This window comes from Mesobacillus boroniphilus JCM 21738, from assembly GCF_000517385.1.
Taxonomy (GTDB): domain Bacteria; phylum Bacillota; class Bacilli; order Bacillales; family Cytobacillaceae; genus Mesobacillus; species Mesobacillus boroniphilus.
On record NZ_BAUW01000046.1, the window covers coordinates 1 to 16,151 of the forward strand.

A 16,151-nucleotide genomic window follows, 5' to 3' on the forward strand; every position below is an offset into this window, starting at 1 on the left:
CTTGCGCTATTTGTTCTGCGATCTAAAAAGAAGCGAAATTTCAACTTGATATTTCCGTAACCAACTTTTTTTGCATGAAGTTCACCACTTCGTCAATTCCAACGATAACTTTTGCCGAAAGACCACGAAAGATTGTACATTCTGTTGAAATCGGCTAACATATGAGTATATGAATGTTTCGGATATATCCAGGGGTGATATTAATGAATAAAGGACAGCGCCATATAAAAATTCGTGAGTTAATCGCGAGTAAAGATATCGAGACGCAGGATGAACTCGTCGATCGATTGAAAGCTGCCGGTTTTAACGTTACACAGGCGACAGTTTCACGTGATATCAAGGAGCTCCATCTTGTAAAGGTTCCTTTGATTGATGGCAGATACAAATACAGTCTTCCTGCCGATCAGCGTTTCAATCCATTGCAAAAATTAAAAAGGTCGTTAATGGATGCTTTCATCCGGATTGACCAGGCAGGCCATCTTTTAGTAATGAAAACACTTCCAGGCAATGCCAATGCGATCGGGGCACTGATTGATAATCTCGATTGGGAAGATATTCTTGGCACGATTTGTGGAGACGATACCATCTTGATTATTTGCCGGACTCCAGAGGATACTGAGCTAGTCACAAATCGTTTTCTCGAAATGCTGTAAATGAGGTGACGTTTGCTTGTTAAATGAATTATCGATACGAAATTTCGCAATAATTGAATCATTATCCGTTTCTTTTAATAAAGGTCTTACCGTACTCACGGGTGAAACAGGGGCAGGGAAATCGATCATTATTGATGCCATCCACCTGCTCGTGGGCGGAAGGGGTTCAGCAGAATTTGTCCGCCATGGCGAAGATAAAGCTGAAATTGAAGGTTTATTCCATCTGGAAGGCGAAAATCATCCGAGTTATGGAAAAGCAGCAGAGTTTGGCATTGAAATTGAAGATGCATGATTGTCTTAAGAAGAGATATTTCGGCTAGCGGAAAAAGTGTCTGCCGAATTAATGGCAAACTTGTCACGATCGCAGTCCTGCGTGAAGTAGGTTCGGCCTTGATTGATATTCATGGTCAGCATGAGCATCAGGAATTGATGGATGAGACGAAGCATATCAATCTGCTTGACCAATTTGGTGCAGATGAAATCCTGCCTGCCCTTCATGAATACCAGCATGTTTTCCGTTCGTTTGAACAAATACAGAAAAAGCTGAAAAGCTTAAGTGAAAATGAACAGCAAATGGCCCACAGACTTGATTTGATCCAGTTTCAACATGATGAGATCCTCTCAGCGGATCTTAAGATGAACGAGGATGAGGAGCTTTTTGAAGAGAAGCGCAAGCTTGGCAACTTCGAAAAGATTTACGAGAGCATTCAGACTAGTTATTCAGCTTTGCAGGGTGAGCAAAAGGGACTTGACTGGATTGGTTTAGTAATGGATAACCTTCAGAATGCGGCCGATCTGGATCCAGACTACAAAAATGTTGCTGACACTGTGGCGAACAGTTTTTATATGCTCGAAGACGCAGCGAGGACTATCAGGAATGAACTTGATTCCCTTGAATATGACCCTCAACGCTTGATTGAAATTGAAGAAAGACTAAATGAAATCAATCAATTGAAGCGTAAATATGGGAAAACGATAGAAGAAATCCTTGAGTATTCCTCAAAAATCGAGGAAGAAATTGAGACGCTGCAAAATAAAGAAGTCCATATTGGGCAGATGGAAAAGGAGCTTGCATCGCTTAAGAAGGATTTGCGCATCGAGGCCAATAACCTGACTCAAACCCGCAGGAAATGGGCGAAAAAACTTACTAAATTAATCCATAAAGAACTTAAAGAGCTGTATATGGAAAAGACGGTATTCGACCTAAGAATCGACGCGGATTCTGGCCACCATTTTCATAAAAACGGCGCAGATAAAGTTGAATTTTATATCTCGACCAATCCAGGTGAACCACTGAAGCCTTTGTCAAAAATTGCATCCGGAGGAGAACTTTCTCGAATCATGCTCGCCCTGAAAAGTATCTTTTCAAAACATCAGGGTGTTACATCAATCATTTTTGATGAAGTGGACACAGGAGTCAGTGGCCGGGTCGCACAATCGATTGCCGAAAAAATCTATAGTGTGTCGACTGGCTCACAGGTTCTGTGCATTTCGCATTTGCCACAAGTCGCCGCGATGGCCGATACCCACCTGTATATCGCAAAGGTCATAAAGAATGGAAGGACAAAAACATCTGTCACTCCACTTTCCTCTTCTGAGAAGGTAAAGGAAATCGTCAGGATGATATCTGGGGTTGAAGTTACGGACCTCACGAAACAGCATGCTGAAGAATTGCTGAAGCTTGCCCAAAATATGAAGTCCGTTACATGAAAAGCTATCCATAATGGGTAGCTTTTTTATTTTTATACAGGTTATAAATGCGGGGAGTCGAGGCAAAATTAAAGATGTAGCCATTTTCGATGTGTGTGGACTAGAAGCGAGGAGAGTGAATGGATTTGAAAAAAGATTTTCTCAGAAAATTTATTGGTGGAATTCTCCTTGTTTCATTAATTGCTTTAGGATTTGCAAAACCAGTACATGAATATTTATCTATTCCGGGAGATATAACATTATTCGAGGGGCAAAAGCTTGATTTCCAGGCAAATGCAGTCCAAGTATCTGCTCCTTTAAAAGACTCAAATATCGCAGTGGACCAAAAAGGTGAAACCTTGTCTTTACAGGCAAAAAGACATGGGAAGGATGAAATGGTCCTTGAACTGGCCGGATTTCCGGTTAAAAAAGTCGATGTCAACGTCTTGAAGGATTTCAAGGTCAGGCCAGGCGGCCAATCAATAGGAGTAAAGCTGAATACGGTTGGTGTCCTTGTGGTCGGGCATCACCAGGTTCAGGCTGATGAAGGTAGAGTGTCACCAGGTGAAAAAGCAGGCATAAAAAAAGGCGACATTATTACAGAAATCAATGGACAGCAAATTGAAAAAATGGCAGACATCAGCCCGTTTGTTAAGCAGGCTGGGGAAGACGGAAAGCCATTGAATGTTGTGATTAAAAGGGAAAATGAAAAAATCAAAACTCAACTCCAGCCAAAAAGAGATGTGAATGAAAACAACTATAAGCTTGGGTTGTATATACGCGATTCAGCTGCAGGAATTGGGACAATGACTTTTTATCACCCTCAGTCAAAGAAATATGGAGCACTGGGTCATGTCATTTCCGACATGGATACGAAGAAGCCAATTGTCGTTGGTGACGGGCAAATCGTAAGATCTACAGTTACTTCGATTGAAAAAGGCGGTAAAGGCAATCCTGGGGAAAAGCTGGCTCGCTTTTCATCTGACCAGGAAGTAATTGGGAATATTAAGAGGAACAGTCCTTTTGGTATCTTCGGCGAACTGAACAAAGATATTTCAAATGGCGTATTTGATAAACCCCTGCCAATTGCTCTTTCACATGAAGTAAAGGAAGGCCCGGCGAAAATCCTCACGGTCGTGAATAATGACGAAGTGAACCTTTTTGATATAGAGATTGTAAGCACCATCCCACAGAAGTTTCCAGCAACAAAAGGGATGGTCATCAAAGTAACCGACCCGGAATTGTTAGAAAAAACAGGTGGAATTGTCCAGGGAATGAGCGGAAGTCCGATCATCCAGGGAGATAAGCTAGTGGGAGCTGTAACCCACGTATTTGTAAATGACCCAACAAGTGGATATGGTGTTCATATAGAATGGATGCTGAATGAAGCAGGCATAGACATTTACGAAAAACCAAGTGAGCAGGCAAGCTAATACAGGAATTCGGCGGCGGCAAATAGCCGCCTTTTCTTTGTGTATAACAATATACAGCCGCCGAATAGGTATGACGGACAGAAATCGAAGAAAATCGTAAAAAAGTGTCCGTCATCAGATGTATGACGGACTGAAATCGAAGAAAATCGTGAAAAAGTGTCCGTCATCAGGGGTATGACGGACAGAAATCGAAGAAAATCGTAAAAAAGTGTCCGTCATCATGAGGAAGACGGACAGAAAAATTACAAAGGTGTTAGCTTACGACGAGCGGGCTCACTGCCAGTGGGAAGAATAATCAGCATAAACTAATAACAACACCCAAATACCAAGATTATTCGACAAATTATCATAAGCTTTTTTTGTCAACTATCGAAATAAGTCGAAAAACAAAGGAAAACGAAGCATTAATAAGAAAATATTACTTTTTTAAGAAAAAATTAAAAATAAGAGGAATTTCTGTTGCATTGTCGAATTAGTCATTTAGAATAGAATTTAAAGAGGATAATGTTTGTGATCATAATTGGATTGAGGAGGAACCAAGTAGTGAACAAAATAAAAGTATGCGTAGTTGATGACAACAGAGAATTAGTAGGTCTTCTTGAGGAATATATTTCCTCTCAGGATGATATGGAGATTGTTGGAGTTGCCCATAATGGCCAGGAATGTTTAGAAATGCTCGAAGATACGGATCCTGATGTCTTGCTTTTGGACATTATTATGCCGCACCTTGATGGGCTAGCGGTCCTGGAGAGACTTCGTGAAATGAAGAAAGGATCATTCCAAATGTAATCATGTTGACTGCGTTTGGCCAGGAAGATGTAACAAAGAAGGCAGTAGACCTTGGGGCATCATATTTCATTCTAAAGCCGTTCGATATGGAGCAACTTGCAGGACATATCCGTCAGGTAAGCGGCAAGGTAAAATCAGTTGCTCGCAAACCATCGTCATCAATCAATTATGGCAGAAATGCGGAACAAAAGCCTAAAAATCTTGATGCAAGCATTACGAGCATCATCCATGAAATTGGCGTCCCGGCACATATTAAAGGTTATATGTACTTGCGTGAGGCCATTTCAATGGTATATAACGATATTGAACTACTTGGCTCGATCACAAAGGTCCTCTATCCAGATATCGCTAAGAAATTCAATACAACGGCAAGCCGTGTAGAACGTGCAATCCGCCATGCGATTGAAGTGGCGTGGAGCAGAGGGAATATTGATTCCATTTCCTCGCTGTTTGGATATACTGTTTCGATGTCAAAGGCAAAGCCGACAAATTCCGAATTTATCGCGATGGTCGCTGACAAGCTGCGTCTTGAGCATAAAGCTTCTTGAAAGAGTTAGGGAATATTTAGCAATTTATTCATAATATTTTATGGAACATCTTACTTTTTCACGGTCTTACCGTACTATAGTGAGATGTTTTTATATTCCTGAAAATTGGTAAACCATGAGTATGCATATTATCATGTATATATAGCGAAGGATTACAGAACAAAAAGCGCAAGCGCCCCGTTCAGCCCCGACAAGCGCTGGAGGCCGATCGGTGAAGTCGTTCTTTGACTTCATTGGGCGGACCGAAATAGAAATGTATACCCGACTGTCCAGAAACGCAGAAACTGGAGACTCCGAGAAAGAAGCGCTTTTTGCTTCTGCCGGCGGAGTTGAAGTTTCGGAGTTTCTAGGAGGCGACACTAGACAAGCGACTCGAGGGGGCTAGGCGCTGGAGCTAGATTAAGAATACTACATGTAGTTATCCACAACTATATATAGTTAATAATTTCCTGTACAATAAAAAACGCCCTATAGGCGTTTGGGATTTATTTTTCTTTTTCTTTTTCAAGTTCTGTCAATTTTTGAATAAGGATATGTTGGGGCATATGCATGATTTGTTCAATAGGCACTCCGAGCTTTTCGGACAGCTTAACAGCAGTCTCAGCAGAAATATGTAATGGTCTCATTGTTTATTTACCTCCAAATTGAAAAGATGGGTGTGATGGTTCATGACTCTTATTTTAGCACATCGCGGCTATGCAGCCGAATATCCAGAAAACACTTTGCTGGCATTTAAAGAAGCAGAAAAAGCAGGTGCTGAGGGCCTGGAGTTCGATGTCCAGATGACAAAAGATGTTGAGCTGGTTGTGATTCATGATGAGATGGTTGATCGTACGACAGATGGCACCGGACTGGTAAAGGACTATAATTTAAAGGAATTAAGAAAATTGGATGCCCGTTTCAAATTTGAAGCCTTACCAAAAAAAGAACCGATCCCAACTTTAGATGAAGTACTGGAATGGCTATCAGGAACCGGAATGGTCTGCAATATTGAGTTAAAAAACAGCATCATTCCTTATGAGGGTATGGAAGAAAAGGTCATAAATATGGTTAGGGCCTATGGCTTATCGGACAGGATTATCATTTCATCCTTCAATCATTACAGCATTGTCCAAAGCTATTTGCTTGCGCCAGAGATTGAGATAGCACCTTTGCTGTCCGAGGGTTTATACATGCCATGGATATACGCACAGTCTATAAAAGCCAAAGGTTTTCATCCTCACTGGCGGGCTGCGCCGGATCATATCGTCCGGGCTTCGCTGGAAAGCGGGATTGAAGTGAGACCATATACTGTAAATAAAGAGATCGAACTGGAAAGGTTATTCAAGGTTAATTGCAGTGCGATCATAACGGATGACCCTGCAAAGGCGAAAAGAATAAGGGGAAAAATAAACAGGCCTGAATAAATCAAGGCCTGTTTTGTTTTTTATTGCTATCAGGTATTCGAAAAAATGCCTGGACTTTATTTCTTTTGCGATCTCGATGCAGAATGAAACCAGCGATGAACCCCAGTCCAGCCAGGAAAAAAAGAAGTCCCACAAGGAATTGAAGCCACAAATACGGAAATGGCGCCTGCAAGATTCCAAACACCATGTCGCGCATAAGTTTTACGCCTAATGCAGCAATGACGCCTGGTATCAACATAATGATTAATGCTATGATCCTGATCATTTGTTTTCCCCTCGTTATTTGTCCTCTTTTAAAAAGTATACTTAACCTCGTGTTTTTCCGCAATATAACTTGTTCATGGATTATTACTTGCAGAAGAGTTAGAAAACTAAGAAATTTGTCAGCGCATACAAAAAGAATTACAATAATAGTGAAAGATTTTGCTGACTAGAAAATTTGACCCATGAAATATTTTTCCGGATATGTGGTGGATATTATGCAGAAAGTAATGATTGTAGGAGCGGGTAAGGGCGGAACGGCCATCCTGAACATTTTTAAACAGACTGCAGATGTGATAGCTGTGGTTGACCTTAATCCTGGTGCACCCGGAATTCTTGCGGCGCAAAATGCTGGCATCCAAACCGGAACAGATTGGCATCAATATATGTCAGATCATCTTGATATCATCATCGAAGTGACCGGTGAGGAAGAAGTCTTCAAGGAATTAAGGGAAGCCCGAGGTAAAAACACTGTACTGATTCCCGGCAGCGTCGCATTCTTGCTGTCGACGCTTTTAGAGGAAAAGGAAGAGTTAATAAAAACTCTCAGAAAAATTACATATGAGCATGACTTGATTTTTAACTCTTCTGGAGATGGCATGGTAGTCATCAATACAGAAGGAATCATAACTTTGTATAACAAAAGCGCTGAAAAAATTATCGGAACAACAAGGGAACAGGCAGAAGGGCAACATGTCTTAGAAATTATACCAACAAGCAAGCTTCCGAGAATTTTGAACACGAGGAAGACAGAGTCCAACCAGAAATTATTGCTTCCGAATGGGTCGAAAATCATCACTACAAGAATTCCAATCATTGATGAAAATGACCAATTGATTGGAGCGTTCTCTGTTTTTAAGGATATTACAGAAGTTGTGAATCTTGCGGAAGAGATAACGAATCTAAAAGAGATCCAAACAATGCTTCAGGCCATCATAAATTCAAGTGATGAAGCAATCTCTGTGGTAGATGAGGATGGACGGGGGATTTTGATCAATCCTGCTTATACCAGGATAACCGGACTTAAGGAAGAGGAAGTAATCGGACACCCAGCCACCGCTGATATATCAGAAGGCGAGAGCATGCACATGAAAGTCCTTAAGACGAGAAGGCCAGTTCGTGGAACAGCGATGAGGGTCGGACCGAATAAAAAAGAAGTTGTTGTCAACGTAGCACCAATTATAGTAGATGGGAAGCTAAAGGGAAGTGTCGGGGTTATCCATGATATGTCGGAAATCCAGAGTTTGAATCGGGAGCTGACACGCGCAAGGCAGATTATCAGGACTCTTGAAGCTAAATACTCGTTTGAGGATATTATCGGCCAATCAGAAGAAATGACGATTTCGATTGAACAGGCAAAGCTCGGAGCAAAAACGCCTGCAACTGTTCTTCTTCGCGGGGAATCAGGAACGGGGAAAGAATTATTTGCCCATGCGATTCACAATGCCAGCGACCGCAGATTCAACAAGTTCATACGTGTCAATTGCGCGGCAATTTCAGAATCGCTGCTGGAAAGCGAACTGTTCGGCTACGAAGAAGGAGCGTTTTCAGGTGCTAAACGGGGCGGTAAACGCGGCTTTTTTGAAGAAGCCAATAACGGCAGTATTTTTCTTGATGAAATCGGTGAATTGTCTGCCAATACGCAAGCCAAACTGCTCAGGGTTTTACAGGAGAGAGAAATTGTCCGGGTGGGTGGAACGAAACCTGTACCAATCAATGTCAGGGTTATAGCCGCCACAAATATGAACCTTGAAAAAGCGATTGCGAACGGCAGTTTTAGAGAAGACTTATATTATCGATTGAACAGAATGCCCATTCATATACCGCCACTAAGAATAAGGAAGGAAGATATCCCTCTCCTTTGTGAAAGGTTAATCCGCAAAATTAATCAAGACTATGGTCGTAACGTTGAATGTGTTTCTGAGGATGCCATTAAAAAGTTGATGGATTATGATTGGCCCGGAAATGTAAGAGAGCTTGAAAATGTCCTAGGCCGTGCAATTATCTTCTTGAGCTATAGTGAAACGATCATCCGGATTGAGCATTTACCTGAATTACAGAACAGCCAATTGAAGGACAGTGATGATACGATAGGCCAGTCAATTCCGACTGAACCTCTTGCGGTCCAGTTGGACAAATACGAAGCGAAGGTAATTAAATCAACTCTTAACGCTGTAAATGGGAATAAAACAGCTGCAGCCAAAGTTTTAGGAGTATCAGTCAGAAATTTATATTATAAGCTCGAAAAATATAACATTGAAGTAGATAGCATGCAATAATTTTCACACTATGCATTTTTTGCGTAATATTTTTACGCAAAAGTAAAGCGTTTTCAGTGTTTTAAGTTGGCACAGTTCTTGCATTAATAATTAGCGGTGATGCGAGAATAACAGAAGGGTTGATCAGTCATGAATTTGGGCTCACTTATCAGCATGGCATCCCAAAATGACAGGAAAACAGTTGCTGTCGCAGCAGCTGAAGATGCTGAGGTATTAGAGGCAGTTGATCGAGCTGTAAACCTGGAGATTGCAGATTTTTTTCTATACGGAAACAAGGAAGAAATCGAAAGAATGATTGCGGCTAATCATCCAGAACTTTCAGGCAGCAACCGGGTTAAAATCATTTCCGCGTCTAATAATAATGCTGCCGCAGAAATGGCCGTGAAAGCAGTCAAAGCCAAGGAAGCCCATGTCTTGATGAAAGGGAATATTCCGACTGCTGCAATTTTGAAACCTGTCTTAAATAAAGAATATGGACTGAGAACCGGGGGGGTGCTTTCACATGTGGCTGTATTTGAGGTGCAGGGCTACGATCGATTTACAATTGTTACCGATGCAGCCATGAATATTGCTCCAGATCTCGAGCAAAAGGTCCAAATCATCAAGAATGCTGTCAAGGTAGCTCATTCTATAGGGATTGAACTGCCGAAAGTGGTGCCACTCGCAGCGGTTGAAGTGATCAATCCGGCCATGCAGGCCACGGTAGATGCCGCCTCATTAACAATGATGAACAAAAGAGGACAAATTCCCGGATGTATCGTGGATGGCCCGCTAGCCCTCGATAATGCGATTTCACAGCTTGCTGCAGAGCATAAGGGGATCAAAAGTGAAGTCGCCGGCAGGGCTGATATCCTGTTAGTCCCAGCAATCGAGGTAGGAAATGTCCTTTATAAATCATTAATTTATTTTGCCAACGCAAAGGTTGGGGCAGTCATTGCTGGGGCAAGAGCACCAATCGTGTTAACATCCAGGGCGGACACTGCCGAAAGCAAGTTATACTCACTTGCATTGGCGTTATGCTCTGCTTCTAAATAATTTACATAAACCAGGGGAGGAATTAGAAATGGAAATTTTCAAGTATCTAGAACAGTACGATTATGAGCAGGTTGTATTTTGCCAGGATAAACAGTCAGGATTGAAAGCAATCATCGCAATTCATGATACAACTCTTGGACCAGCTTTGGGCGGAACTCGTATGTGGACTTACGCATCAGAAGAAGCGGCAATTGAAGATGCACTTCGCCTTGCTAGAGGTATGACATACAAGAATGCTGCTGCTGGCTTGAATCTTGGCGGCGGTAAAACAGTTATTATCGGCGACCCGCGCAAGGATAAGAATGAAGAAATGTTCCGTGCATTCGGCCGCTACATCCAAGGCTTAAATGGAAGATATATCACTGCAGAAGATGTGGGCACTACTGTTGCAGATATGGACTTAATCCATGAGGAAACTGATTATGTGACTGGTATCTCACCAGCATTCGGTTCATCAGGAAATCCGTCCCCGGTAACGGCTTACGGCGTATACAGAGGAATGAAGGCAGCTGCTAAGGAAGCTTTTGGAACTGATTCCCTAGAAGGAAAGATAATCGCAGTTCAAGGGGTCGGCAATGTCGCATATAATCTTTGCCGCCACCTCCATGAAGAAGGCGCACAGCTGATTGTTACTGATATTAACAAGGAAGCAGTACAAAGGGCTGTTGAGGACTTTGGCGCTAAAACGGTTGAGCCAGATGAAATCTACAGTGTGGACTGTGACATTTACGCACCATGTGCATTAGGTGCAGTAATCAACGACGACACGATTCCACAGATAAAAGCGAAGGTTATTGCTGGAGCAGCGAACAACCAGCTTAAGGATACAAAACATGGAGATATCATTCATGAAATGGGTATTGTGTACGCACCTGACTATGTCATTAATGCTGGCGGTGTAATCAATGTCGCAGATGAGCTTTACGGCTATAACGCTGAAAGAGCAATGAAAAAAGTTGAAACTATCTACAATAATATCGAAAAAGTAATCGCAATTGCTAAAAGGGATGGAATTCCTACTTATAAAGCGGCTGACCGTATGGCAGAAGAACGTATTGAAAGAATGCACAGCTCTCGCAGCCAATTCCTGCAAAACGGCCACCATATCCTTAGCCGCCGATAAGATAGGCTCATATCGAGATAATTCTTGGTGTTAAACATCATGTTTATCAAGGGTAGGGCAAAGCCTCGAAGTTTATAATTATGGGTTAAGTTATTCTGATACCAACAATGTGTTCGAAAACAGCCTATCGAAGATCCCGCAGAGAGCGCTGAAAATTTGTTTCGGCGCCTCTGCTGTTTCCTAAATGCTACTGACGTATTGCGGATTTTTGAATTCCGTGAGCAAATTGGAGGTTTAACTGTGCAACAAACAGAACATCGGATTCTAGTTATTAATCCAGGATCTACATCAACGAAGATTGGAGTATTTGACAATGAGGTTTCCGTTTTTGAAAAAACGATCCGCCATGATTCAGCTGCCATCAACTCCTATGAAACCATCATCGACCAATACGAATTCAGGAAGAATACGATACTTGAAACGCTTGATACTGAAGGGATCAATATTTCAAGATTGAGTGCTGTTTGTGGGCGCGGCGGGCTTTTACGGCCTATCGAAGGCGGAACATATGCAGTGAATAATAAGATGCTCGATGACCTGCGAGCAGGTTATTCAGGCCAGCATGCTTCAAATCTGGGAGGGATTCTAGCGTATGAAATTGCTTCAGGTTTGAATATCCCTTCCTTTATCGTCGACCCGGTAGTGTCGATGAACTTGACCCGGTTGCGCGTGTATCGGGATTCTCGCTTATTGAACGAAAAAGCATTTTCCATGCATTGAATCAAAAGGCAGTCGCTCGCAGGGTATCGAAAGAGCTGGGTAAAAAATATGAAGAGCTGAACTTGATTATTACCCATCTTGGCGGCGGTATCACTGTTGGTGCGCATAAAAAGGGAAGAGTTGTTGATGTGAATAACGGTCTGCATGGCGATGGCCCATTCAGTCCAGAACGTGCAGGTACAGTACCAGCGGGCGACCTTGTTCAGCTATGTTTTTCCGGTGATTATTTCCGCGAAGAAATAATGAAAAAACTAGTCGGCCAGGGCGGCCTCGTGGGATACCTTGGAACGAATGATGCAGTGAAGGTCGAAAAAATGATCAAGCAAGGAAATGGGAAGGCAAAGCTTGTATATGAAGCGATGGCTTACCAGGTAGCAAAGGAAATCGGTTCAGCCAGTGCGGTCCTTGCGGGTAAAGTGGACGCCATTGTACTGACTGGAGGACTTGCTTACGGCAAAGAGTTCGTCCAGGAAATCTCTGAACGAATCAATTGGATTGCTGACGTTATAGTCCACCCAGGTGAAAATGAACTGCAGGCCCTTGCTGAAGGAGCCATCCGCATCTTGCGCGGTGAAGAAAAAGTTAAAGAATATCCAGGCAGATAAGAATGGCCGGGTTATAACACCAGCCAGAGCGTGGAGCGGAAATCAGCAATCAAAAAAAATGATAAACCATATATAGAGGAGGGATCCAGATGGCTCAAGAATATGATTTGGTCATTCTTGGAGGCGGTACAGGCGGATACGTAGCAGCAATCAGGGCTTCTCAGCTTGGCTTGAAAACTGCCATCGTTGAAAAAGGAAAGCTTGGCGGAACATGTCTGCATAAAGGCTGTATCCCAAGCAAAGCATTGCTTCGCAGTGCCGAGGTATATGCTACCGCAAAGAAAAGCGAAGACTTTGGCGTGACGACAGGAGAAGTCGGCGTCAATTTCGTAAAGGTGCAGGAAAGAAAAGAAAAAATCGTCGAGCAGCTGCACCGTGGTGTTCAGCACCTGATGAAACAAGGGGAAATCGATGTTTATGAAGGTTTTGGAAGAATCCTTGGTCCTTCCATCTTCTCACCAATGCCAGGCACCATTTCTGTAGAAATGAACAATGGCGAAGAAAATGAAATGCTGATCCCTAAAAATGTCATCGTTGCTACAGGATCCAGGCCTAGAATATTGCCTGGTCTTGAAGTAGATGGCCAATATGTGATGACGTCAGATGAAGCGCTTGTGATGGAGGATCTGCCTAAGTCAATCATCATCGTCGGCGGTGGTGTCATCGGCATCGAATGGGCTTCCATGCTTGCTGATTTTGGATCGGCTGTCACTGTGATTGAGTATGCAGACCGTATTGTTCCAACCGAGGACAAGGAAGTTTCAAGAGAAATGCAGCGCGCAATGAAGAAAAAAGGCGTAAAAATCATAACGAACGCGAAGTTTTATCAGAGACACTGCAAAAAGGCGATGGTGTCACGATCAGCGCTGAGATCAAAGGCGAAACGAAAGAATTCACTGCTGAAAAATTGCTAGTCTCTGTTGGACGCCAGGCTAATGTGGAAGGAATCGGCCTTGAGAATACAGAAATCCAGCTAGAGAGAGGTTTCATCCAGACAAACGAGTTTTTCCAGACAAAAGAATCTCACATCTATGCTATCGGCGATGTGATTGGCGGCTTGCAGCTTGCGCATGTAGCTTCACATGAAGGAATAGTCGCTGTTGAGCACATTGCTAATCAAGATCCACATCCAATCGACTATACGCTCGTCTCAAAATGTATTTACAGCTCTCCAGAGGCCGCCAGCGTTGGATTGACTGAAGATGAAGCAAAAGAAAAAGGTCATGATGTGAAGATAGGCAAATTCTCTTTCAAGGCAATCGGAAAAGCGCTTGTATATGGTGAATCCGATGGTTTTGTGAAAATCGTAGCTGACAAGGAAACCAATGATATATTGGGTGTCCATATGATCGGCCCGCATGTAACGGATTTGATCTCAGAAGCGGGACTTGCAAAAGTTTTAGATGCTACACCTTGGGAAATTACCCATACTATCCATCCTCACCCGACATTGTCAGAGGCAATCGGTGAAGCTGCCCTGGCAGTGGATGGCAAAGCAATCCATTCATAATTTCTATTTTATAAGCAAGAGCTCTTTTCCTGGAAAAGAGCCTTGTACGAACAATTGGGAGGTATAAAGATGGCAGAAAATCGTCACGCTGCACTTGGCTTAAGTGATGAAAAGGTTTTGGAAATGTATGAAACAATGCTGTTGGCCCGCCGGCTTGATGAGCGGATGTGGCTGTTGAACCGTGCCGGGAAAATTCCATTTGTCATTTCCTGTCAGGGACAGGAAGCGGCACAGGTAGGAGCTGCTTTTGCTCTGGATCGTGAAAAGGATTATGTGCTTCCATACTATCGTGACATGGGAGTGGTCTTAACTTTTGGCATGACTGCAAAAGACCTGATGCTTTCCGGTTTTGCCAAAGCGGAAGACCCAAACTCTGGGGGCCGCCAGATGCCTGGGCATTTCGGTCAAAAGAAGAACAGGATCGTTACAGGTTCTTCACCGGTAACAACACAGGTTCCTCATGCTGTTGGAATCGCTCTTGCAGGCAAAATGGAGAAGAAGGACTTAGTAACATTCGTTACGTTTGGAGAAGGTTCATCCAACCAGGGTGATTTCCATGAAGGGGCAAACTTTGCGGGAGTCCATAAGCTTCCTGTCATTTTCATGGTTGAAAACAATAAATATGCGATTTCGATTCCTTACGAGAGGCAAGTTGCAGCCGAGAAGGTTTCCGACCGTGCGATCGGTTATGGCATGCCAGGCATCACTGTTGATGGAAATGATCCATTAGAAGTTTATAAAGTGGTCAAGGAAGCGGCTGACCGAGGACGCCGCGGTGAAGGGCCGACTCTTGTAGAGGCTGTATCCTACCGCCTGACTCCACACTCATCAGATGATGACGACCGAAGCTACCGTGCGCCAGATGAAGTTGCACAGGCCAAAACGAAGGACCCTATCATAACCTTCGGCGCTTATTTGAAGGAAAATGGCATCATGAATGATGAAAGTGAAAAGGAAATCAATGATCGAATCATGAAGCTCGTTAATGAGGCAACTGATTATGCTGAAAATGCACCGTATGCGGAGCCTGAACATGCTCTGAAATACGTATATGCTGAAGAGTAAGGGGGAACGAAAATGGCGGTAATTTCTTATATAGATGCAGTGACATTGGCAATCAAAGAAGAGTTGGAAAGAGATCCGAGAGTTTTTGTCCTCGGTGAAGATGTTGGAAAAAAAGGAGGAGTATTTAAAGCGACACAAGGTTTATTTGAGAAGTTTGGAGAAGATCGCGTAATTGATGCTCCGCTTGCAGAATCAGCGATCGCAGGGGTTGGAATCGGTGCTGCAATGTATGGCATGCGTCCAATCGCCGAGATGCAATTCGCAGATTTCATTATGCCGGCTGTAAACCAGATCATTTCCGAGGCAGCAAGAATCCGTTACCGTTCAAACAATGACTGGAGCTGTCCGATGGTCATCCGCGCTCCTTACGGCGGCGGTGTACACGGTGCGCTTTACCACTCACAGTCGGTTGAGGCGGTTTTCGCGAACCAGCCTGGTTTGAAAATCGTCATGCCATCAACACCTTATGATGTAAAAGGATTATTGAAAGCTGCAATCAGAGATGAAGATCCAGTATTGTTCTTTGAACATAAGCGTGCCTACCGATTGATCAAGGGAGAAGTTCCTGAGGATGATTATGTCCTTCCGATTGGCAAAGCAGACGTCAAGCGGGAGGGAGAGGATATCACGGTCATTACTTATGGTCTTGCGGTCCATTTTGCACTACAGGCTGCTGAAAGACTTGCGAAGGATGGTATTTCTGCTCATATTCTAGACCTTCGAACTGTATATCCATTGGACAAGGAAGCAATTATCGAGGCTGCTTCGAAAACAGGTAAAGTCCTTCTTGTGACGGAAGACAACAAAGAAGGCAGCATCATGAGTGAAGTTTCTGCGATCATCGCAGAACATTGCCTGTTTGAATTGGACGCACCAATCAAGAGGCTGGCAGGACCGGATGTCCCAGCAATGCCTTATGCTCCAACAATGGAGAAATACTTCATGATCAACCCTGATAAAGTTGAAAAAGCGATGAGAGAGCTTGCTGAATTTTAACATATTCATGTTGGAAATAGAATGATTGGAGAAGGAGGG

General features: G+C 43.2%; 11 protein-coding genes and 4 pseudogenes. 13 read left to right on the top strand and 2 right to left on the bottom strand.

Going from position 1 to position 16,151, the window contains the following annotated elements; translation table 11 throughout:
* Nucleotides 1-203 precede the first annotated feature (203 nt).
* From ahrC to JCM21738_RS24410, 5 genes and pseudogenes are all read left to right on the top strand, one after another.
* The gene (ahrC, locus tag JCM21738_RS13125; RefSeq protein WP_023627388.1) at nucleotides 204-653 is read left to right on the top strand and encodes a transcriptional regulator AhrC/ArgR; all 450 of its coding nucleotides are present in this window, start codon (nucleotides 204-206) and stop codon (nucleotides 651-653) included.
* Between the two features lie 16 nt (nucleotides 654-669).
* A pseudogene (gene recN / locus JCM21738_RS13130) lies at nucleotides 670-2,363 on the top strand (DNA repair protein RecN).
* Nucleotides 2,364-2,482: 119 nt separating this feature from the next.
* Nucleotides 2,483-3,775, top strand: a complete 1,293-nt coding sequence (spoIVB, locus tag JCM21738_RS13135; RefSeq protein WP_023627390.1) for a SpoIVB peptidase — start codon at nucleotides 2,483-2,485, stop codon at nucleotides 3,773-3,775.
* A 504-nt stretch (nucleotides 3,776-4,279) separates the two neighbouring features.
* Nucleotides 4,280-5,112 (top strand): annotated as a pseudogene (gene spo0A, locus JCM21738_RS13140) (sporulation transcription factor Spo0A).
* Between the two features lie 211 nt (nucleotides 5,113-5,323).
* Nucleotides 5,324-5,497, top strand: a complete 174-nt coding sequence (locus JCM21738_RS24410; RefSeq protein ID WP_023627392.1) for a hypothetical protein — start codon at nucleotides 5,324-5,326, stop codon at nucleotides 5,495-5,497.
* Nucleotides 5,498-5,597: 100 nt separating this feature from the next.
* Here JCM21738_RS24410 and JCM21738_RS23375 read toward each other — a convergent pair whose 3' ends face one another.
* Nucleotides 5,598-5,738 carry a YycC family protein gene (locus JCM21738_RS23375; protein WP_023627393.1) on the bottom strand — a complete coding sequence of 47 codons (141 nt, stop codon included), beginning with the start codon at nucleotides 5,736-5,738 and terminating at the stop codon, nucleotides 5,598-5,600.
* Nucleotides 5,739-5,780: 42 nt separating this feature from the next.
* On the opposite strand from JCM21738_RS23375, the gene JCM21738_RS13145 reads away from it, so the two are divergent.
* Complete coding sequence (locus JCM21738_RS13145; RefSeq protein ID WP_023627394.1) at nucleotides 5,781-6,518, top strand: glycerophosphodiester phosphodiesterase; 738 nt, start codon at nucleotides 5,781-5,783, stop codon at nucleotides 6,516-6,518.
* Between the two features lies 1 nt (nucleotide 6,519).
* On the opposite strand, the gene JCM21738_RS13150 is transcribed toward JCM21738_RS13145, so the two are convergent.
* Complete coding sequence (locus tag JCM21738_RS13150; RefSeq protein WP_023627395.1) at nucleotides 6,520-6,783, bottom strand: DUF2627 domain-containing protein; 264 nt, start codon at nucleotides 6,781-6,783, stop codon at nucleotides 6,520-6,522.
* A 214-nt stretch (nucleotides 6,784-6,997) separates the two neighbouring features.
* On the opposite strand from JCM21738_RS13150, the gene JCM21738_RS13155 reads away from it, so the two are divergent.
* The 7 genes and pseudogenes from JCM21738_RS13155 (at nucleotide 6,998) to JCM21738_RS13185 (ending at nucleotide 16,112) form a co-directional block, all read left to right on the top strand.
* Nucleotides 6,998-9,058, top strand: coding sequence for a sigma-54 interaction domain-containing protein (locus JCM21738_RS13155; protein WP_023627396.1), 2,061 nt, complete (start codon nucleotides 6,998-7,000; stop codon nucleotides 9,056-9,058).
* Nucleotides 9,059-9,187: 129 nt separating this feature from the next.
* Nucleotides 9,188-10,093: a phosphate butyryltransferase gene (yqiS, locus tag JCM21738_RS13160; protein ID WP_023627397.1), complete on the top strand. Its 906-nt coding sequence runs from the start codon at nucleotides 9,188-9,190 to the stop codon at nucleotides 10,091-10,093.
* A gap of 28 nt (nucleotides 10,094-10,121) precedes the next feature.
* Nucleotides 10,122-11,216, top strand: coding sequence for a branched-chain amino acid dehydrogenase (bcd, locus tag JCM21738_RS13165; protein WP_023627398.1), 1,095 nt, complete (start codon nucleotides 10,122-10,124; stop codon nucleotides 11,214-11,216).
* Nucleotides 11,217-11,456: 240 nt separating this feature from the next.
* Nucleotides 11,457-12,541, top strand: a pseudogene (buk, locus tag JCM21738_RS13170) (butyrate kinase).
* Between the two features lie 89 nt (nucleotides 12,542-12,630).
* A pseudogene (gene lpdA / locus JCM21738_RS13175) lies at nucleotides 12,631-14,051 on the top strand (dihydrolipoyl dehydrogenase).
* A 69-nt stretch (nucleotides 14,052-14,120) separates the two neighbouring features.
* Nucleotides 14,121-15,116, top strand: a complete 996-nt coding sequence (locus JCM21738_RS13180) for a thiamine pyrophosphate-dependent dehydrogenase E1 component subunit alpha (RefSeq protein WP_023627401.1) — start codon at nucleotides 14,121-14,123, stop codon at nucleotides 15,114-15,116.
* Between the two features lie 12 nt (nucleotides 15,117-15,128).
* Nucleotides 15,129-16,112 (top strand): alpha-ketoacid dehydrogenase subunit beta, encoded by a 984-nt coding sequence (locus tag JCM21738_RS13185; protein ID WP_023627402.1) that lies wholly within the window; start codon nucleotides 15,129-15,131, stop codon nucleotides 16,110-16,112.
* The last annotated feature ends 39 nt before the right edge of the window (nucleotides 16,113-16,151 follow it).